The sequence below is a fragment of the Mycobacterium sp. 852013-50091_SCH5140682 genome (genome assembly GCF_001665685.1).
In the GTDB taxonomy this organism is placed as follows: domain Bacteria; phylum Actinomycetota; class Actinomycetes; order Mycobacteriales; family Mycobacteriaceae; genus Mycobacterium.
Genome location: NZ_LZTB01000004.1, coordinates 58,495 through 77,665, shown reverse-complemented (window position 1 = coordinate 77,665; position 19,171 = coordinate 58,495). Strand labels below are relative to the sequence as shown.

At 65.3% G+C, this 19,171-nt stretch carries 19 protein-coding genes; 15 read left to right on the top strand and 4 right to left on the bottom strand.

Features of this window, described 5'->3' with window-relative positions; genetic code table 11:
- Nucleotides 1-5 precede the first annotated feature (5 nt).
- Genes A5784_RS00460 through A5784_RS00450 form a run of 3 tightly spaced genes read left to right on the top strand, consistent with a single transcriptional unit; the run spans nucleotide 6 to nucleotide 3,117 of the window.
- Nucleotides 6-707 (top strand): M24 family metallopeptidase, encoded by a 702-nt coding sequence (locus A5784_RS00460; protein WP_064941226.1) that lies wholly within the window; start codon nucleotides 6-8, stop codon nucleotides 705-707.
- A 23-nt stretch (nucleotides 708-730) separates the two neighbouring features.
- Nucleotides 731-1,780: a phosphotransferase gene (locus tag A5784_RS00455; RefSeq protein WP_064941224.1), complete on the top strand. Its 1,050-nt coding sequence runs from the start codon at nucleotides 731-733 to the stop codon at nucleotides 1,778-1,780.
- A complete protein-coding gene (locus tag A5784_RS00450) occupies nucleotides 1,777-3,117 on the top strand; it encodes an aspartate aminotransferase family protein (protein ID WP_197514583.1) in 1,341 nt (446 codons plus the stop codon). The genes A5784_RS00455 and A5784_RS00450 overlap by 4 nt, the downstream gene beginning before the upstream one ends.
- Here the strand turns inward: A5784_RS00450 and A5784_RS00445 are convergent.
- Nucleotides 3,114-4,031 carry an undecaprenyl-diphosphate phosphatase gene (locus A5784_RS00445; RefSeq protein WP_064941220.1) on the bottom strand — a complete coding sequence of 306 codons (918 nt, stop codon included), beginning with the start codon at nucleotides 4,029-4,031 and terminating at the stop codon, nucleotides 3,114-3,116. The genes A5784_RS00450 and A5784_RS00445 overlap by 4 nt on opposite strands.
- A gap of 170 nt (nucleotides 4,032-4,201) precedes the next feature.
- On the bottom strand, nucleotides 4,202-4,891 hold the full coding sequence (locus A5784_RS00440) for an MspA family porin (protein WP_064941218.1): 690 nt from the start codon (nucleotides 4,889-4,891) through the stop codon (nucleotides 4,202-4,204).
- A gap of 207 nt (nucleotides 4,892-5,098) precedes the next feature.
- On the opposite strand from A5784_RS00440, the gene A5784_RS00435 reads away from it, so the two are divergent.
- Nucleotides 5,099-5,338: a hypothetical protein gene (locus tag A5784_RS00435; protein ID WP_064941216.1), complete on the top strand. Its 240-nt coding sequence runs from the start codon at nucleotides 5,099-5,101 to the stop codon at nucleotides 5,336-5,338.
- A gap of 144 nt (nucleotides 5,339-5,482) precedes the next feature.
- Here A5784_RS00435 and glsA read toward each other — a convergent pair whose 3' ends face one another.
- Entirely contained in the window at nucleotides 5,483-6,415 is a 933-nt protein-coding gene (gene glsA, locus A5784_RS00430; protein WP_082944568.1) for a glutaminase A, read from the bottom strand.
- A 208-nt stretch (nucleotides 6,416-6,623) separates the two neighbouring features.
- On the opposite strand from glsA, the gene A5784_RS00425 reads away from it, so the two are divergent.
- Nucleotides 6,624-8,162, top strand: coding sequence for an APC family permease (locus A5784_RS00425; protein ID WP_064941214.1), 1,539 nt, complete (start codon nucleotides 6,624-6,626; stop codon nucleotides 8,160-8,162).
- Nucleotides 8,159-8,503, top strand: a complete 345-nt coding sequence (locus tag A5784_RS39555; RefSeq protein ID WP_064941212.1) for an SDR family oxidoreductase — start codon at nucleotides 8,159-8,161, stop codon at nucleotides 8,501-8,503. Before A5784_RS00425 ends, A5784_RS39555 begins: the two co-directional genes overlap by 4 nt.
- Nucleotides 8,504-8,513: 10 nt before the next feature.
- Here A5784_RS39555 and A5784_RS00415 read toward each other — a convergent pair whose 3' ends face one another.
- On the bottom strand, nucleotides 8,514-9,254 hold the full coding sequence (locus A5784_RS00415) for a FadR/GntR family transcriptional regulator (protein ID WP_064941210.1): 741 nt from the start codon (nucleotides 9,252-9,254) through the stop codon (nucleotides 8,514-8,516).
- Nucleotides 9,255-9,426: 172 nt separating this feature from the next.
- Between A5784_RS00415 and A5784_RS00410 the strand changes: the two genes are divergently transcribed.
- From A5784_RS00410 to A5784_RS00370, 9 genes are all read left to right on the top strand, one after another.
- On the top strand, nucleotides 9,427-10,158 hold the full coding sequence (locus A5784_RS00410) for an SDR family NAD(P)-dependent oxidoreductase (RefSeq protein WP_064941208.1): 732 nt from the start codon (nucleotides 9,427-9,429) through the stop codon (nucleotides 10,156-10,158).
- Complete coding sequence (locus tag A5784_RS00405; protein WP_064941207.1) at nucleotides 10,152-11,426, top strand: YlbE family protein; 1,275 nt, start codon at nucleotides 10,152-10,154, stop codon at nucleotides 11,424-11,426. The genes A5784_RS00410 and A5784_RS00405 overlap by 7 nt, the downstream gene beginning before the upstream one ends.
- Complete coding sequence (locus A5784_RS00400) at nucleotides 11,423-12,193, top strand: SDR family NAD(P)-dependent oxidoreductase (protein ID WP_064941205.1); 771 nt, start codon at nucleotides 11,423-11,425, stop codon at nucleotides 12,191-12,193. Before A5784_RS00405 ends, A5784_RS00400 begins: the two co-directional genes overlap by 4 nt.
- A complete protein-coding gene (locus A5784_RS00395; protein ID WP_064941203.1) occupies nucleotides 12,190-13,254 on the top strand; it encodes a hypothetical protein in 1,065 nt (354 codons plus the stop codon). Before A5784_RS00400 ends, A5784_RS00395 begins: the two co-directional genes overlap by 4 nt.
- Nucleotides 13,247-14,509, top strand: a complete 1,263-nt coding sequence (locus tag A5784_RS00390) for a type I glutamate--ammonia ligase (protein ID WP_064941328.1) — start codon at nucleotides 13,247-13,249, stop codon at nucleotides 14,507-14,509. Before A5784_RS00395 ends, A5784_RS00390 begins: the two co-directional genes overlap by 8 nt.
- Nucleotides 14,506-15,882, top strand: a complete 1,377-nt coding sequence (locus tag A5784_RS00385) for a glutamine synthetase family protein (RefSeq protein WP_232005882.1) — start codon at nucleotides 14,506-14,508, stop codon at nucleotides 15,880-15,882. The genes A5784_RS00390 and A5784_RS00385 overlap by 4 nt, the downstream gene beginning before the upstream one ends.
- 38 nt (nucleotides 15,883-15,920) lie before the next feature.
- Nucleotides 15,921-16,856, top strand: a complete 936-nt coding sequence (locus A5784_RS00380) for an alpha/beta hydrolase (protein ID WP_064941199.1) — start codon at nucleotides 15,921-15,923, stop codon at nucleotides 16,854-16,856.
- Entirely contained in the window at nucleotides 16,853-17,581 is a 729-nt protein-coding gene (locus A5784_RS00375) for an SDR family NAD(P)-dependent oxidoreductase (protein ID WP_064941197.1), read from the top strand. Before A5784_RS00380 ends, A5784_RS00375 begins: the two co-directional genes overlap by 4 nt.
- 117 nt (nucleotides 17,582-17,698) lie before the next feature.
- On the top strand, nucleotides 17,699-19,168 hold the full coding sequence (locus tag A5784_RS00370; protein WP_064941195.1) for a flavin-containing monooxygenase: 1,470 nt from the start codon (nucleotides 17,699-17,701) through the stop codon (nucleotides 19,166-19,168).
- The last annotated feature ends 3 nt before the right edge of the window (nucleotides 19,169-19,171 follow it).

The following is a 19,171-nucleotide window of genomic DNA, read 5'->3' as shown; positions in this document are numbered from 1 at the left end:
GACCAATGAATCGACCGATTGTCGGAGAGTCTCTGCGGGCCGAGAAGCTGATCGAGGCCCAGGACATGGCAGCCAAGCTGTTCGCGGAAATCAACGACCGGCGCTTGGTCCGTGCCGGTGTCGGTGAGCGCGCACTCTCTGACGAGATTCACGACTTGGCGGCCACCATGTTCGGCGTTACAAGGCACTGGCACAAGCGCATTGTCCGATCGGGGATCAACACATTGGAGACGTTCCGGGGTAACCCGCCCGATCGGCAGCTGTCGGAAGATGACGTCGTCTTCCTCGATTTCGGACCCATATTCGAGGAATGGGAAGCCGATTTCGGCCGAACGTATGTGTTGGGCGACGACCCCCGCAAACTGGAACTGCTCGATCGCTTACCGGAGGTCTGGCTGGCCGGGCGTGAGTTCTTTCGCAGCGAGCCGGAGGTCACCGGGGAGCAGCTGTACGACTTCGTCGTCACGACCAGCCGCGAGGTTGGATGGGACTTCGGCGGGATCATCGCCGGGCACCTGGTCGGTGAGTTTCCGCACGACAAGATCGACGGCGAGGACATCGAGTCCTACGTCGCGCCCGGATCGACCCGGCCGATGCGGCGAAAAGATCGCGCCGGCAACGATTGTCACTGGATCCTCGAAGTGCACCTCATCGATCGTGACCGCGGATTCGGCGGCTTCTACGAAGAGCTTCTCGACCTGCCGTGACCTGGCGGGCGTGAGAATTGATGATGACGAGCACTCCTGGCGACCCTGCGGGCGTAGAGATCCCGTTGGTGACGGCACTGGTCGATCGGCACTACGGTATGGGAGTCCACGAGCTGGCCTTCCTCGGCGGGGAGATCGACCGCAACTACCGGTTGTCGACGACCGACGGTGCGACCTATCTGGCCAGGCTCCAACTGCCCGTGCACGACACCACCGAATTGCAGTGGCAGGAAGCCATTTTGATGCACCTGGTCGGCAAAGACATCGGTGCCGCCGTGCCTACCATCGTGCGCGCGACCGACGGCAGCCTGCACGTGCCGTTCGAGTCGGGCTCCGAGCACGGCGTGCTGCGGGTGCTCAACTGGGTCAGTGGGACTGAGCTCAACAAGGTTGCGCACCATTCGCCGGCATTGCTGCACCAGCTGGGTGCCACTGCCGCTCGGGTAACTTTGGCCCTCGACGGTTTCACCGCGCCGAATTTCCCCGCCACACACCACTGGGATGTCACGCGCTCTGGCGAAGCGATCCATGAATGCCTGGCTGCGAGTCCCGAACTGGTCGACAGCCACGGTGCCACCACGGTGCTCGGCTGGTTCGCCGAGATCGAGCCTGTGCTGCGCGACATGCCGCGGGTGATGGTGCACCAGGATCTCAACGACAACAACGTCTTGGTCGAACTGCGTGATGGTGTGCAGGTGATCTCCGGCGTGCTCGATTTCAACGATGCACTGTGCGGCCCGCGGGTCGCCGAGCCCGCGATCGCCGGCGCGTATGCGATGCTGCGCAAGGATGATCCACTGCAGGCGCTCGGTCATGTGGTCGCCGGCTACCACGCCGTCACCCCATTGGCGCCGACGGAAATCGACGTCATCTATCCGCTGGCGGCGGCGAGATTGTGTGTGCAGGTGTTGACCTGGACAGTGCGGGGCCGCACCAACCCGACCGCGTACGGCAGCATGCGGATGCGCCACACCTTGCCGACCCTCGAGCGCCTGCTGGCCATCGATCCTGAAACGGCCGGTGCGCACCTGCACGCACTGTGCGACGCCGAACCACAGAGAGAGCCGAAATGAGTTCGCAGCCAATGCATATGGCCAATGCTTACGACGGCGCCGGCGCAGATGAGCTCGACCCGGAAAGCCGAGCTCTCGCCGCGCGCCGGGATGCGGTGCTGGCGCCGAGCTACCGCCTGTTCTATCGGCGCCCGGTTTCGCTGGTGCGCGGCTCCGGCGTCTGGCTCTACGACGCCGAGGGCAACCGGTATCTCGACGCCTACAACAATGTTCCGGTGATCGGGCACAGCCACCCGCATGTGCAGGAGCTGGTCAGTGCGCAGCTGGGAGTCCTCAACACCCACACGCGCTATCTCACCGAACCTCTGGTCGCCTACTCCGAACGGCTGCTGGCGCTGTTCCCCGCGGAGCTGTCGAAGGTGGTCTACACGTGCACCGGCAGCGAAGCCGTCGACCTCGCCCTGCGCACGGCACGCTATGAGACCGGGGCGCAGGGCATCATCTGTACCTCGCACGCCTATCACGGCTGCACGGCCGCCGCCGCGGAGATCTCGCCGAGTCTGGGACCCAACAACGAGATTCCTCCGCGCGTCGTGCGTGTCGAGGCCCCCGACTTCTATCGCGAATCGCCACTCGAGGCCGGTGAGCGTTTCGCGCAGCGGGTCCGAGAGGCCATCGCGGTGCTGACTGAACGCGGATTCGGGCTTGCCGGCATGATCGTCGATTCTGTGCTCTCCAGCGACGGCGTGCAGGCCGATCCTGCCGGGTTCCTCCGACCGGCAGGCGATGTGGTCCGTGCGGCCGGAGGCTTGTGGATCGCCGATGAAGTGCAGCCCGGGTTCGGCCGTCTGGGTGCAGGCTGGTGGGGCTTCACCCGCCACGAGTTGCGCCCCGACCTCGTGGTGCTCGGCAAGCCCATGGGCAACGGCATACCGATTGCCGCCGTGGTGGGGCGCGAGGACGTGATGGCTCGGTTCGGCCGAGATATCCGGTATTTCAACACCTTCGGTGGCAATCCGGTCAGCATCGCGGCCGCGACCGCGGTGCTCGACGTCATCGAGGGCGAGCAGTTGATCGACAACGCCCGTGTCGCCGGCGCGCAGTTGAAGGCGGGGTTGCAGGAGTTGGCGGGACGCCACCGCGTGCTGGGCGATGTCCGCGGTGCGGGACTGTTCGTCGCCGCCGAGATCGTCGGGGACCGCCACAGCCGGTCACCCGACGCCGACACCGCCGCGGTGGTGGTCAACGAGCTGCGCGAGCGCCGCATCCTGATCAGTGCGTCCGGTCGGGAGCAGAACGTTTTGAAGATCCGCCCGCCGTTGCCGTTCACCGTCGAGCACGCCGACCTGTTCGTCGCGGCCCTCGATGAGGTCCTGACGAGCGTGGCGCCCGCCTAGCGTGCGGCCAGCCAGAGCAAGCTGCCGAGCCCGGCGACGACGCAGTAGATCGCGAACGGCGTCAGGGTGCGCGTTTCGAAGTAGCGCGTCAGAAAGCGCACGGCGAGGTAGGCGCTGACAAACGAGGCGACGCTGCCCAGCAGCACCTGACCCCCGATGCCGCTGCCCTGCGGACCGAACAGCTCCGGGATCTTCAGCACCCCTGCCGCCAGGATCACAGGCGTCGCTAGCAGGAACGAGAACCGCGCAGCGTCCTCATGCGAGAGGCCGCGCATGAGGCCGGCCGCCATGGTGACACCCGAACGGCTGATACCCGGGAGCAGCGCCAAAGCCTGCGCCGACCCGATCATCACGCCGCGCGCCATCGGCATCTTGCTGATCCGCACATCGGCTTCGGTGAGCAGGCCGCCCCCTGCGGCCGCGCCGGGCCCGTCGATGACGGTTTGCGCGTCGGCGCGGCGTCGCAGTCGCTCAGCCCCGAAGAGGACGGCACCGTTGATGGCAAGGAACACCGCGGCGGGCACCGGCTTGCCGAGGGTGGTGCGGAACAGGTGATCGAGCGCCAGGCCGGCGATGCCCACGGGAATTGTCGCGGCGATGATCATCCACGCCAGCCGCTCGTTGGACTCGCTGATGCGCCGGTATCGGATGGATGTGACCAGGCCACGGACAATGGCGACCCAGTCCCGCCAGAAAAATACGAGCAACGCCAGCGCGGTCGCGACGTGCAACCCGACGATGAACGCCAGGTAGGGCGATTCGGGTGCGGACACGTCGAGGTCACGGCTCCACTGGCCGCCGACGAGTGCTGGGATCAGGATCGAGTGGCCGAGGCTGGACACCGGGAAGAGCTCAGTGACGCCCTGCAGTGCGCCGACGACGAGCGCCTCCAGATAACTGAGGTGTGCAGACACGCAGATTCCCTTCGGTCGACGCCTCGCCGGCGCTCGACGGTGGGGCCATCCCAGGCGCTGAGTTGATATCGGTGCGATCGGTGACCACAACCCGAACCACCGTAGGTGGCCCTCCCTGAGCTCTTGCTGAAGGGAACCGGTGAACTGTCTGGACGTCGGATTGCTACCGATCAGACGGTTGTGGTGACACCGACGTAGGACAACACGACATCGGATTCATCGGTCTTGCGTGTCAACGTCGCGTACGAGCGGATGAACGACTGGCCCACGCAACCGTCGATCTTGACATGAAAGTTGCTGATCATGATCCAGGGTCTGGCGCTCTTGAATTCCTTCTTGTCGACAGGCACCACGATGATGATGCCGGGTTTGAGGCCCACCGTGATGACACCGTTGACCGGTGTGCCGATCACGGGCACCACCGTCGTCGGAAGTGCACCAACGGGACCGGAGAGCCCGACCGACGGGGTGAGCCCGGCGCTGCCGGCCATCGTCACACCGTTCGAGGTGCTCATGTCGACGCCGCATCCGATCTCGTAGCCGACCTCCAACAATCCTTGAGGGTCGCCGGGGCCGGCCAACGTTCCGGTGAATGTGCCGTTGGCGAGATATTCACGCGATGAGACGGCAGTCGTCAACGGAGGCACCGGAACCTGAGCCTCGTCCATGGCTCCGAGCGTCAGGAACCAGCCGTCCGGAGTGCGGACGCTGACTGTCTCGCCGGATGTCACCTTTCCGTCCGTGGCGGGGGCTGCGACCGGTGGCGGCGTGGCGGGATCAGGATCGGCCTCTGCAGGAGGTGCGATGGTCGCGGCGAGGGCAATGCACACGACGAAAGCCGCGACGCGGCGGAAACCCATGGCCGATGGATTCACGGCCGATACGCTAAACCCGCGGTGATCCACCGGTGACCGACGCTCGACACACAGATCAGAGTCGTTACGGCGTCGTGACGGCAATGGGACATGACCCTGATGGGTCGTCGGCGCAACCCGTATGCGCAATCCGTAGGTGCGCCCTATCGTGGAGTGGAACGCCTGGTCGGGCGGGTCATTGAAGGAGAGGCGATGGACGGTCGCAGGTGGGCGCTCGCACTGCTGGCAGCTGGTGCCCTGGCCGTCACGACGGGCAGCGGCCTTGCGCATGCGCAGCCCGACCCCACAGCGCCGACGATCCCGTCGATCATCGATCAATTGGTCACGTCGAGTCCTGCGTTGGACGTCGATCCGAGCGACCAGGGCGGGCGGTCGAAGTTCTCGGACGACGTCGGAATGGTCTGCCAGAACCTCACAGTCCGCTGCCGTTGAGCGATGCTGTGCAGTTGACTGGCAATCGGCAATCGGCGTCGCCAATGTGAATCCTCTGCGAAATGACGGCCGATTTTTCGCAGACAGTTCACGCTCGCGACTGGATCCGACCCGTTAGCTGTGCGGTTCACGCGAGCATGAGGCTCAGAACACCGACCAGCGGGCCAGTCGGGCGAATTCCTCGATGGCGGCGACGCCACCGGCCGAGTTGCCGGCGGGGTCCAAGGGCGGACTCCATACGCAGATGACGCCGCGCCCGGGCATGACGGCCAGCACACCACCACCGATGCCGCTCTTGGCGGGCAGGCCGATCCGGTAGGCGATGTCGCCAGCCGCGCCGTACATGCCCGAGGTCAACAGGACCGCATTCACCCGACGGATGCTGTCTTCGTCGAGAACGCAGGCGGCGTCATTGCGGTCAGCGAGGAAGAGGGCGGCCCTGGCGAGTGCTCGCACATCAGCCGTGATCGCGCATTGTGCGAAGTACTGGCGCAATACTTCGTCGATGGGATTGTGCAGATGGCCGTGCTCGGCCAGCACATGGGCGATCGCCGAATTGCGGTGCCCCGTCAGGTACTCCGAACTTGCCGTGCGTGCGTCGGACTCGAAAAGGGCGCTGGCGTCGGCGTTTCGGAGCAACTCGATGGTGGCCGCGGTGGCATCGCCGGCGTGGGTGATGAGCCGGTCGGTGACGACGATGGCCCCGGAGTTGACGAAAGGGTTGGCGGGCTTGCCATGGCTGCGCTCCAGGTCGGCGACGGAGCCGTAGCCGGCATTGGTCGGCCCCCAGCCGATGTCCTGCCATGCGTCCCGGTCGTATCCGAGCAGCGCGCAGAGGGCGAACAACTTCGACAGGCTCTGGATTGAGAACAGCTCTGCGCTGTCGCCCGTGTGCACCAGCGTGCCGTCCACGCCTGCGACGGCCATCGCGAACTTGGTGGCGGGCACATCAGCCAGGGCCGGGATCTGTGTGCTCACCAGTCCATCGCAGGCGGCCTGCCTGCCGCGCTCGGCCGCGGCGTGCAGGTGCTCGAGGTTCGACTCGGTGCGAGAGGGTGGGTGAGTGCACGCGGCCACAGCGGTCCTCCTGTCGCGCTTGCGATGTCGCAGCCTAGTTCAAAGGTCAGGTGATTAGTTCTTTGTGGCGCAACTGGTTAACAGCATGTCACGTTCCCGAGATTTGGTCTATAGGTCTTGTTTTTAGTTCTTTTAGATCGTACGCTCGCGTCACCTGTAACGAACGTCACGTTGCACCGGGTAGGTATCAGGAAAGGAAGGCTTGCCCATGGCCGTTGAATCAACACCCGCGGCACCGCCCGCGACCGGCTCGGACGGGAGTCGTGCGACCCTCAAGCGTGGAGCGATCGGCCTGGTCGGCGTGGTATTCATGGTGGTGGCATTCTCCGCGCCCATCACGGCGATGACCGGAAACCTGCCTGTGGCAGTGGGTTTCGGTAACGGTCTAGGCGCCCCGGGCGGGTTCGTCATCGCGACGGTGGTCCTCACCATCTTCAGCGTCGGATTCATCGCGCTGGCCCGGCACATCACCGCCGCCGGCGCGTTCTACACATTCGTCTCGCGCGGATGGTCGAAGATCCCGGGTCTGGCAGCCGGCGTGATGTCGATGTTCACTTACATGACGATGGAAGCCGGCCTGATCGGTATCTTCTCGGCGTTCACCAACCAGGCATTCAGCCAGCAGCTCGGGATCAACCTGCCGTGGGAGGTCTACGCGGCGGTGTGCCTCGTGGTGATCGCGGTGCTGTCGCATTTCGACATCTCGGTCGCCGCCAAGGTGCTCGGCGTGGTGCTGGTCTGCGAGATCGGCATGCTCAGCATCAGCGCCATCGCGTCGCTCATCCACCACCCGCACGGGATGAGCTTCACGTCGCTGAGCCCGGTGTCGGCGCTGTCCACCAACGGCGTGGCAGGTGGCGTCGTCGGATTGGGCCTGCTGATGGCGTTCTGGTCCTGGGTCGGTTTCGAGTCCACCGCGATCTACGGCGAGGAGTCCAAGGACCCCAAGAGCATCGTGCCGCGGGCCACGATGATCGCGGTCATCGGCATCGGCGCGTTCTACACCTTCATCTCCTGGGGCGTCATCGTCGGCAATGGTCCGGACAAGGCCGTGGAACTGGCCTCGAGCTCCGATCCCTTCCAATTGCTCTACAGCCCTGCCCGGGAGTATCTCGGTGAGTGGGGTGTGACCGCCTTCGAGTGGCTGGTGCTGGGCGGCTCGTTCGCATGTGCGCTGGCCATCCACAACTCAGCGGCCCGCTACCTGTTCGCGTTCGGTCGCGACGGCCTGCTGTGGCGCCGGCTGGGTGGAGCACATCACCGGCACGCCTCGCCGTGGGTGGCGTCATTGACCCAGAGTGTGTTCGCTGCCGTACTGCTGATCATCTGCGCGGTATCGGACAGCGATCCTTACGCTGTGTTGTTCGTACTCGTCGCGATCCTGGCCACGCTGTGTCTGCTGATCGTGCAGACGATGTCCTCGATCTCGACGATCGTGTACTTCCACGTCAAGAAGGAGCATCCCGAGACTGCGCACTGGTGGCGCACGCTGGTGGCGCCGGCCGTGGGCGGGTTTGGCATGTTGTACGTGATCTACCTGATGGCCTCCAACATGACGGCTGCTGCCGGAAGTGCTTCTGACACATTATTTTTCAAATTGATCCCGTGGATAGTCGGTCTTTTGTTCCTCGGGTCGATGGCCGTCGCGGCCGTGTGGCGCAAAACCAACCCACGCCGCTACGCCCGTATCGGTAGCACCGTGTTCGACGACCGACCCGACGAACTGCTGGCGGCGGATCGGGCATGACCGATTGGTCGACGATGCGGGTGCTGGTCACCGGCGGCAGCCGGGGCATAGGGTTCGGGATCGCCCAGGGATTCCTGCGCGCTGGAGCTGCGGTCGCGATCAGCGGCCGCAGCCCGGACGTGCTGGAAGCCGCCACGTACCGGCTCGGCGAGCGGGTTCATGGCGTGTTGGCCGACATTGCCGACCCGCAGGCGTGCATACCGCAGCATCGACTCGGCTCACCTGACGATATCGCCGCGGCAGCAATGTTTTTCGCCAGCGAAGAGGCGTCGTTCATCACCGGTCAGACCTTCGTGGTCGACGGCGGCCAGACGCTGCCGGAACTGCCTGCGTCGCTGTAGCACCTCGTGCTCAGCGTTTGAGCCAGGACTCGATGGTGTGTCGGGTGTCGTTGATATGGGCTTCCATCCGCTCGGCGGCCAGTTCCGGTTCGCGGTTCTCGATCGCTTCCAGGATGGACTCGTGGAAGTCGTTGGCATTGGGCTCGAGCCGGCCGAAGATCGCGCCCACCGGCAGCCACATCCGTCGCCGCGCGTCGGCCACCGCATCGAGCAGGCGCTCGTTCTGCGCGGCTTGTGCGATGCCCATGTGAAACGCGGTGTCGAGGGTTTGGAATTCGGTGGTGTGCTGGCCGGATTGATCGTTGAGCGCGGTGTCGAGTGCGGCGTCCATGCTGGTCAAAAGCTTGTGCAGGTCGGTCAGGTCGACGCTGCGGCGCCGTTCGGCCGCCAACCGCGTCGCTCCGGTTTCGACGATGATTCGGTAGTCGAACGCGTCGCGGATGGCCCGCTTGTTGGCGCGCATCTCGCGGCGCATCTGTGCGGCGTCGTATTCCGGAGCCTGCACGGTGAACCCGCCGCCGCGCCCTCGTCGGACCGCGATGAGTCCCTCGCGTTCCAGCACTGCCACCGCGGCTCGCACCGTCGTGCGCGATACATCGAGCATCTCGGACAGCTCGCGTTCGGTCGGCATCCGGTCACCGGGGCGGAACTGGCCCAACTCCAGGGCGCGTCGCATCTGGTCGACCACCAGTTCGTGCGCCGGGATCTGACGCACGGGACTCAGTGCGGCTTTGCTCGACGGTGACACCATGGCTACCCCTTTTCGCTTGCTCGAAGGGTAACTCATCTGACTGTCAAATCAGGTAAGGCCTGGGCCTTTGGACTAAATCGGCGTAAAAGAACTAAAAACTTGACCAATAGGTCTTTATGCGTGAGACTCGGTGTCAGTAGGTGATCGGCATCACGAACGAAAGGATCAAGCGGTGGGAGACAAGGTCATCGTGACGGGAGGGGCCGGCGTCATCGGTCAGGCGATCTGTCGCCGCCTGCTCCAGAGCAACTACGTCCCAGTGGCGGCGGATGTGAAGCCGGCTGTCGATGCGCTCGATCTTGCCGAGGCCCGCATGGTCGGCGCCCAGACAGTGGCCATGGACGTCACCGATCCCGAGAGCATCGACTCGGCGCTGGCGTCGGTGGTTGCGGACGGTGAGACCGTGTACGGGTTGGTCAACTGTGCTGGGGTCCTGCGTGATTCGTTCCTGGGTGAGCTTGACGAAGCCAAGCTGGAGGTGATGTTCCAGGTGAACATCGCCGGCATGGCGCGCGTCACCGACGCGGTCGCGCCTTTGCTGACCGAGGGCAGCGCCATTGTGAACATCGGGAGCCTGACCGGCCACTTCGGGCGGTTCCGCGGGGCATCGGTGTACGGGGCGACCAAGGCGGGTATCGCGGCCTACACGCGCTACGTCGCCGAAGAACTCGCCGAGCGTGGCATCCGGGTGAACAACGTGGCGCCTGGTGTTATCCGCGCGCCGATGAGCCCGTCCATGGCGCGGGTATCCGGCGGTGAGGAAGTCAGCGCGAGTTACGCCATGCTCAAGCGCATCGGTGAGCCCGAAGAGGTCGCCGAGGCCGTCGAATTCCTGCTCTCGCCGCGTGCCTCGTTCATCACCGCGCAGACGTTGCTGGTCGACGGTGGTGTCGTCGCATGGTGAGTGCCGAACAGCTCGAGACCGCGCCTGAGGCAGTCGAGGCGGCCAACGCCGAATCGTTCCGCCGGCTCGATGCCGCCGACCCTTGGGTGGTCGACGTGCGACCGGCCCGCGAGGTCTTGCCCGGCTACCGCGACAACATGGTGCTGACCTCCGGTGCCCCTATGTCGTGGGACGACTACAGCGGAGGTCAGCGCGAGGCGCTCATCGGTGGCGCGCTGTTCGAAGGTCTGGCGGCTGACCGCGACGAGGCGATCGCCCGTTTCGCTTCCGGGGAGATCGAGGTGGGCGCCTGCCACGACTACGCCGCCGTCGGCTCATTGGCCGGCATCTACACCGCGTCGATGCCGGTGTTCGTCGTCGAGAACCGCGCCCACGGCAACCGTGGGTACTGCAACTTCTATGAGGGCAAGGAGCACCGGCGTCTCAACTACGGCTGCTACGACGCCGGGGTGCATGAACGGTTGCTGCACGTCAACAACGTGTTGGCACCCGTGGTCGGGGAGGCCATCCGCCGCCGCGGCGGTATCGCGCTCAAGCCGCTGATCGCCCGGGCGCTGCGGATGGGCGACGAGGTGCACAGCCGCAACGCCGCCGCGTCGATCCTGTTCAACCGCGAGATCCTGCCCGCGATCCTGGACATGGTCGACGACCGCCTGCCCGGGGTGCGCGACACCATGCTGCATCTGGCCGAGAACGACTACTTCTTTCTGCGGTTGTCGATGGCGGCCGCCAAAGCCTCGGCGGACGCGATGGTGGTTCCCGGCTCGACCCTGGTCTCCGCAATGGCATTCTCCTGCCGCGGTTTTGCGATCAGGCTGGCGGGCCTCGGTGACACCTGGTTCGAGGGGCCACCACCGATCCATGAGGGCAAGCTGTTCGCCGGGCACACCGAGGACGAGATCACCTGGATGGGCGGCGAGTCGCCGATCACTGAAACCGTCGGGCTGGGCGGGTTTGCGCAGTCCTGTGCCTTGTCGCTGCAGGAGTATCAGGGCGGTTCGCCGGAAGCGATGATCGAGCGCAACCGCGAGATGTACGCCATCACGCACGGCGAGAACAGTGCCTACCGCATTCCACTGTTCGGCTTCCGCGGGACGCCAACGGGTATCGACGCCCGCAAAGTCCTGGAAACCGGCGTGCTGCCGGTGATGGATGTCGGGCTCGCCGGTCGCGACGGCGGCCAAATCGGCGCCGGCGTGATCCGCGCGCCTCGGGAGTGCTTCGCCGCCGCCATGGCCGAGCACCAGCGTCGGTACGGTTCCGTATGACCGACGCGCCCACTCGGACGGTGCCGCTGACCTTCAGCGGCAGGGATGCCTTGGTGACCGGCGCTGCCTCGGGGATCGGTGCGGCCATCGCCCGAACCCTGATGGGCGCCGGAGTCCGCACGGTGCGACTGGACGTGCGCACGCCCGATCCAGAACCGGGCTATCCCGACGAACTGCAGATCGGTGTCGGTGCGGACGTGCGTGACGAGGCACTAGCCCAGCGGCTCGCTGCGGTAGGTGTCGACGACGTCTCGTACCTGGTGAATTGCGCGGGCGTCATCGACAACACCGGATTCGCCGGCGTCGACCGTCAGGCCTGGCTGCGTTGCCTGGAGATCAATCTGGTCGGCGCGTACAACCTCATCGACACCCTCGGCCCGGCACTGCGCCGCGCTCGCGCGGCCGCCGTCGTCAACATCACCTCCATCGAGGCCACCCGGGTCATCGCGCTGTCGGACCCCGACCCCACGCCGCAGTACGCGGCGTCGAAAGCGGGATTGCAGATGCTCACCCAGACCGCGGCGCGGGCCCTGGCCGCCGACGGCGTGCGCGTCAACAGCGTCTCACCAGGGTTCACGGCGACGCCGATGGCTGCCGCGCATGGTGACACCTCCGTGCTCCCGCCCGCGTTGGCTGCGCGAGTGCCTGCCGGACGCTTCGCCCAGCCCGACGACATCGCCTCGGCGGTGGCGTTCCTGCTCAGCGATCAGGCCGGCTACATCACCGGTACCGACCTGCGCGTCGACGGAGGGTTCGCGCTGACATGACGATGAACGAAACTTCCGTCGTCGCCTACGAGCCCTCGCTAGGGAGGTTGGCCCGCACCGGAACCTGGGACCAGCTCGCCAAGGGCACGTTCGGCGTCGCGGCCGAAAAGTTGACCGCGGGCGACGGTGCCGCAGCAGCACAACTCGTCGAGGTGGCGGTATTGGAGGCCGACGAGCTTCGCGACATCTACGAGCGCTGGCCCGAGGCCACCACCGAATGGATTCTCGGCCACGGCGTGCCTGCCGAGAAGGTCACGGCCGCGGTAGCTGCTCTGACGACCCTGATCGGTGCGCCCGCCATGGAAGGCATCCAAGCGCAGTGGCCGCAGTTCACCGCCGCCGTCGACACGGCCGCCGCGGCGTGCCGTCGCGGAACATCGGATGCAGCCGACGCGATCGAACACGCCCGCGCGGTGTGGCAGGGCATCCACGATCGTGCCGTCGACCGGGTCGCCGGCCTCGTCGACATCGCGACCCGATTGGTCGGCGAGGACAGCCTCGGCGGGCTGTGGGATTTCCTGATGGACGACTGGTACGAGGTGCACGCCCGCCGTTACTCCCTCGACAACCAACCGTGGTCGGATTCGGCGCATCAGCTGATGGTCGCCATCGTCGACGGCTTCCACGCCCATCTCACCGGCACCGGCCGGGCGGGCGACATCGAGATCATCGATGAACCCACGCGCATCGGATTCCGTTTCGCCCCATGCGGATCCGGAGGTCGGTCGCTCGACCCGCGCATCACGGACGGTGCGCCGCGCTCCGGTGCGCCGTTCGGATTCGCGGTCACCACCGAACCCCACGACTGGGCCTGGAACGCTGTCGGCATCTGTTCCTACTGCGTGCACTGCTGTCAGCTCAACGAGGTCATGCCAATTGATCGTCTGGGGTACCCGACGCGGGTCATCGACGCCCCGACGTGGGACCCGGATGCGCCGGTTACCTCCTGCACCTGGTGGGTGTATCGCGACCCCGCCGACGTGCCCGATTACGTCTACCGGCGCGTCGGCCGTGATCCGGGGCGCCGGCCAGTCCCACACGGAGGAGCAGACCGTGACTGAGCGCGTATCAATGACCCAGCTCGAAGTGCCCGACTACGATCTCGGAATCCGGGGAAAGCTGGTGCGCACCAGCAAGACCCAGGGCACCGTCAGTCTCGCGATGTGCACGATCCTGTACGGGCTGTCGGTGGCCGACGAAGTCGCAGACACTCCCTTCAGCAACGCGGCCAATGGCTATCCCGATGCCAGGCTGGTTCCGGATGAGTCGACTCGTATCGATCTGAGTTGGCGCGACGGGGCCGACGCGGTGATTGCCGATCTGGTTGGGGCCGACGGGCACCCGGTGGAGATGTCGCCGCGCAACGCGCTGCAGAGTCTGCTGCGCCGCTACGACGAACTCGACCTGCAACCCGTGCTGGGCTTCGAGTATGAACTGTGGTTGTTCGACGGTGACCGCCGACCGTTCGGCGCCACGGAGAACGCCTACAGCCTCACCAGGTCCGCCGAAACATCGTCATTGGCAACAGAGTTCATCAATCGCATGGAGTCGATCGGGATCACCGTGGAGATGTTCCACTCCGAACTCGGCCCCGGTTTTTTCGAATTCACCCTCGCGCCCGCGCCCGCGTTGAAAGCCGCCGACAGCGCCGTGCGAGCGCGGCAATACCTGCGTGACATGTGTGCCGAGCGAGGTCTGCACGCGAGTTTCATGGCGAAGCCGTTCGCCGACAAGTCGGGTGCGGGTGGACACGTCCATTCCAGTCTGATGCGGGGCGGCGTCAACGTGTTCTCCGACGGAGCTCGCGGGCTGTCGCGCGAGGGACAGAGCTACCTGGCGGGTCTCCTGACCGGCATGGCCGACACCACAGCGATGCTCAATCCGTACGTGAACTCCTACAAGCGCATCGACCCGCAGATGTTCACGCCGGCCGCCGCCGCGTGGGGCCATGACGACCGCGGACAATCCTGCCGGGTCATCCTCACCGACACCGCTTCTGCGCGGGTCGAGCATCGTCGCCCGGGTGCTGACGCTAGCCCGTATCTGGTGGCCGACGCGGTGTTGGCTGCCGGGCTGCACGGATTGACGGAGAGATTCGTATTGCCGGCAGCCGGCGAGCAGGTGGCTGCGCTTCCGGCCGATTTACGCAGTGCGGTGGCGTTGTTCGAAGATTCCTCCTGGCTGGTCGAACTGCTCGGGAAGCCGTTCTGTGGATCCTTCGCCCCCACCCGGCGCGCTGAGGCCGACCGCTATGAGCAGTGGCTGCGGCAGAACATCACCACCTGGGAACTCACCCGTCACCTGGAGCACCAATGAACATGTCATCCCTTACGCTCGAGCAATTCGACGACCTGGCCGAATCGGGCGAGATCAACACCGTTGTCTGTGCTACTCCGGATCCGTACGGGCGGCTCGTCGGGAAACGGCTGACGGTCCCGGCATTTCGATCGCTCGGCCTGTCCGGTGACGGCATCAACGCCAGTAGTTTCATCTTCGCCGTCGACCTGGAAATGAACCCGTTGGACCTGCCGGTATCCAACGCTGCCAACGGTTGGGCCGACATTCGGCTGGTCCCCGACCTCACCACGTTGCGTCGGGTCCCGTGGGAACCCCATGTCGCACTGGTGATCTGCGATGCGTACGAGACGAACTCCGACGCGCTGCTTGAGGTGGCGCCGCGCACGATTCTGCGACGTCAGGTGGAACGAGCTCGTGAGTGCGGCTTGCGCTTCAAGTTCGCCTCCGAGCTGGAGTTTTTCCTTGCCGCCACACCACCCCGGCAGGCCTGGGAACTGGGCTACCAGAATCTGAAGATGTTGTCCGACTACCGGTCTGACTACCAGATGGTGCAGGCCGGCCGTGATGACTGGTTCATCGAGCAGATCCGCAACCAGATGCCCCAGTTCGGCGTACCGGTCGAGTCGTCCAAACCCGAGTGGGGGCTGGGCCAGCAGGAGGTCACCCTCGACTACTGCGACACCCTCGACATGGCAGACCGGCACGTGCTGTTCAAGTACGGCGTCAAGCAGCTCGCCCATGCCGCCGACCTCACCGTCACCTTCATGGCCAAACCGAAGATCGACGAGGTGGGTTCCTCGTGTCACCTGCATGTCAGCATGTGGTCGACCGAGCAGGACACCAGCCTGTGCTGGACGGCTCAGCCGGGCGGAGGAATGTCGCAGCAATTCGGCTCTTTCGTCGCAGGCCAGTTGGCTCACGCCGCCGATATGACGTTGATGTTCGCGCCGACCATCAACTCCTACAAGCGATTCCAACCTGATCAGTTCGCCGGGACCGCGATCGCGCTGGGCAACGACAACCGCTCGTGTGCGTTCCGGCTGGTCGGAAGCGGGCCGTCCTACCGCGTGGAGAACCGGATACCGGGCGGCGACGTGAATCCTTACTACGCGTACTCGGCCACCATCGCGGCCGGGCTCGACGGGATCGAACGTGAGCTCCCGGTCCCAGAGATCTTCCACGGCAACGCCTGGACGGGAGACAACGTCTCATGTGTCCCGACCGCGATGCACGAATCGCTGCGGCTGTTCGCCGAGTCCAAGATGGCGCGCGCAGCGTTCGGCGACGACGTCTTCGATCACCTGCTGGCCTCAGCCCAATCAGAACTCGTCGCGTTCGATTCGCATGCGGTCACCGACTGGGAGAGCCGCCGCTACTACGAACGCGTCTAGTTCCGCATCCCGCCCGAATCCGAAACCGAGGAGCTTGTATGCCCATCGATCCGATCGCCCAGAAGATGCTGGACGACGCGAAGCAGTCCGGACGTCCCAACGCCCACCTGCTGCCCGTGCCGACCGCGCGGCAGAACTTCGAAAGCACTTTCGGTGCACTGACCAAACCGCCCATCCACCGCGTAGTCGACGTCGCGATCCCCACCCGCGACAGGCAGACGCTGCCCGGTCGGCTGTACCTGCCGGCCGAGGACAGTGCAGAACTGCCGCTCACGGTGTACTACCACGGCGGCGGCTGGCTGCTCGGCAGCATCGACTCCCACGACGTCGCGACCCGGCTGCTGGCCAACGCCTCGGGCAGCGCCGTGCTGTCGGTCGGCTACCGCCGTGGCCCCGAAGCCAGATTCCCGACCGCGGTCAACGATGCCATCGACGCGCTGAACTGGGCCAGTGACCCCGCGTCGGGTCTGAACGTCGACCACAGGCGCGTCGCCGTCGCAGGAGACAGCGCGGGCGGCAACCTGGCCGGAGCGGTCGCCCTGCATGCCCGTGACACCGGCACACCGCTGTGCCATCAACTGCTGATCTATCCGGTGACCACCACTGACCTCACCATCGGCATGGACACCGAATACGACGGCGTCATGCTCGAGCGTGACGAACTGCAGTGGCATCAGGACAATTACCTGCCGGGCCCTGAGGCCATGAGCGACCCGAGGGTCAACATTCTGGCCGCCGATCTCAGCGGATTGCCCGATGCGACAATCATTCTCGCCGAATGTGACCCGATCCGACCGCAGGGTGAGCGCTACGCCGCCGCGCTCGAGGCGGCGGGTGTGCCGACCCGCGTTCATCTCACCGCAGGCATGGTGCACGGATTCTTCGGGCTGGATGAGGTCTTTCCCACCGCCACTGAGGCGATGACGTTCGCGGGAGAGCAACTCGCGCAGGCGCTGGGCGGCGTGCGCCGATGACCCGGACCGCTCTCGTCACCGGTGCCGGCGGGGGAATCGGGCTGGCGACGGCAATCCGGCTTTCTGCCGAGGGCATCGACGTCCTTGCGACCGACGTGAAGTCGCGCCCGGCGGCTCTGCCCGACGCCGTTCGCTTCGTGAGCTTCGACCTGATCCGCGGCAGGCCGAAGACGCTGCTCGACGCCGTGGGCACCCCGGCGTTGGACTACCTGGTCAATGCAGCCGGTCTGGCGCTGTTCGACCGCGACGGGTCTGTACTCGACGCCGACGAGTCGGTGTGGGAAGCCACCCTGGGAGTGAACCTACACGGGCTGCGTCATCTCACCGTCTCGGCGATTCCGTTGCTGCGTAACGGGATCGGACGCAGCATCGTCAATGTTGCGAGCACTGCCGGGATCCGGGGTATGGACTCACCCCTGGACGCCTATCAGGTGAGCAAGGCCGCGGTCGTGTCCCTGAGTCGGAGCCTGGCTCTGCAGTTGGGGCCTGAAGGGATCCGGGTCAACACGGTCTGCCCGGGCGCGATCCTCACGCCGATGATTGAACCGCTGTACGAGGAGAACCCTGCCCGACGCACCAACATGGAGGATCGTACGCCGTTACGGCGTCTCGGCCTGCCGGTAGATATCGCCAACGCCATCCATTTCCTGCTCTCCGAGCAGGCATCGTTCATTACTGCCACCGACCTCGTAGTCGACGGCGGCTGGACCGCACAGATCAAATAATCAGTGGTGGCTCAGCCGCTTTCGACGTGTTGACAATCTCGCTTAAGGTCTAAATACTGGACCTATAGATATTTCTGGAGCGGGCCACCGGCTCGTGCATCTCGAAGGAGCATCCCGATGAACGCACACGCACACTCGTCGCCCCGGGTGGCGATCATCGGTGCTGGGTTCAGTGGTATCGCGGCAGCCGTCGCGCTTCGGCGAAAGGGCATCGAGGACTTCGTCATCTTCGAGCAGGCCCCTGCCCTGGGGGGAACCTGGTGGCACAACCGCTATCCCGGCGCCGAGGTCGACCTCGAATCCCACATCTACTCGTTCTCGTTCGAACGCCATGACTGGACCCGTACCCATGCAGACTGGCGGGAGCTGTTGAGCTACCTCGAAGGGGTGGCCGACAAGTGGGACCTGCCGCGACGCATCCTGTTCAACGAGTCCGTCCAGGATGTGGCGTGGTCCGATCATGACCACACCTACACAGTGCGGACGTCGTCCGGCGTGGACCACGGCGTGTTCACGGCCGTGATCAGCGCGGTCGGTTTCCTCAACATTCCCGTCGTGCCGCCATTTGCTCGCGGCGACAACGAGTTCCAGGGCGCGATGTGCCACACGTCACGGTGGATCGACGGCCTGGACATGACTGGCAAGGCGGTCGCCGTCGTCGGGACGGGGTCCTCCGCGGTCCAGATCGTCAGCGAGGCCGAGAAGGTGGCCTCCGAGGTCAAGATCTTCCAGTTGGAGCCGAACTGGCTGCTGCCCAAGGACAGCCGCGACTTCACCCCACGTGAACGCCGACTCAACCGCAACCGTCTGGTGTACGCATGGCGGCGCTACCGGCTGTATGCCGACTACGACCTCCGGCAGATCCGGTCAAGCCATGCTCGCAGCACCGGCCGGCACAACCGGCAGCGCCACGCCAAGTCGCTGGCCTTCCTACGTCGCGAACTGGCGGCACGACCGGATCTCATGGAGCTGGCCACACCGCAATTCGCGTTCGAAGCCCGGCGCACCGTCCTCAGTGACACGTATTACGCTGCGCTGCGCAACCCGAAGGTGACCCTGGTACCGCACGGCGTCAAGGGCCTCACCCGAACCGGCGCCGTGGATGCCAACGGCGACGAGCACGATCTCGACATAATCGTCATGGCAACAGGGTTCGATGCGGCCAACTACCTCGGCAACTATCAGGTGCACGGCCAGGGTGGAAGAGAACTGCACGAGGGCTGGCAGGGTGAGCCGGAGGCGTTCCTGGGCATGATGGTTCCCGGCTTCCCGAACTTCTTCATCATGTACGGCCCCAACACCAATTCGGTGCCTCTCGTGTCGTTTTACGAGGCGCAGGCCGCATTCGCCGCAGGCTTGATCGCCAGGGCCGCAAAGACCGGCAAGACGGTCATCGACGTCCGCCGGTCGGCGTTTGTCATCTACAACGACTGGCTTCAATCCCAACTGGCCAAGACCGTGTGGGCGACCACCACGAGCTACTTCCGGGCAGGAACGGGAAAGATTGTGTCGCAGTGGCCATTAGGGGCGACACCCTATATCTTGGCTACCAAGTTGCTGCGCCGGATCGCCGTTCGGTTGTCATGAATC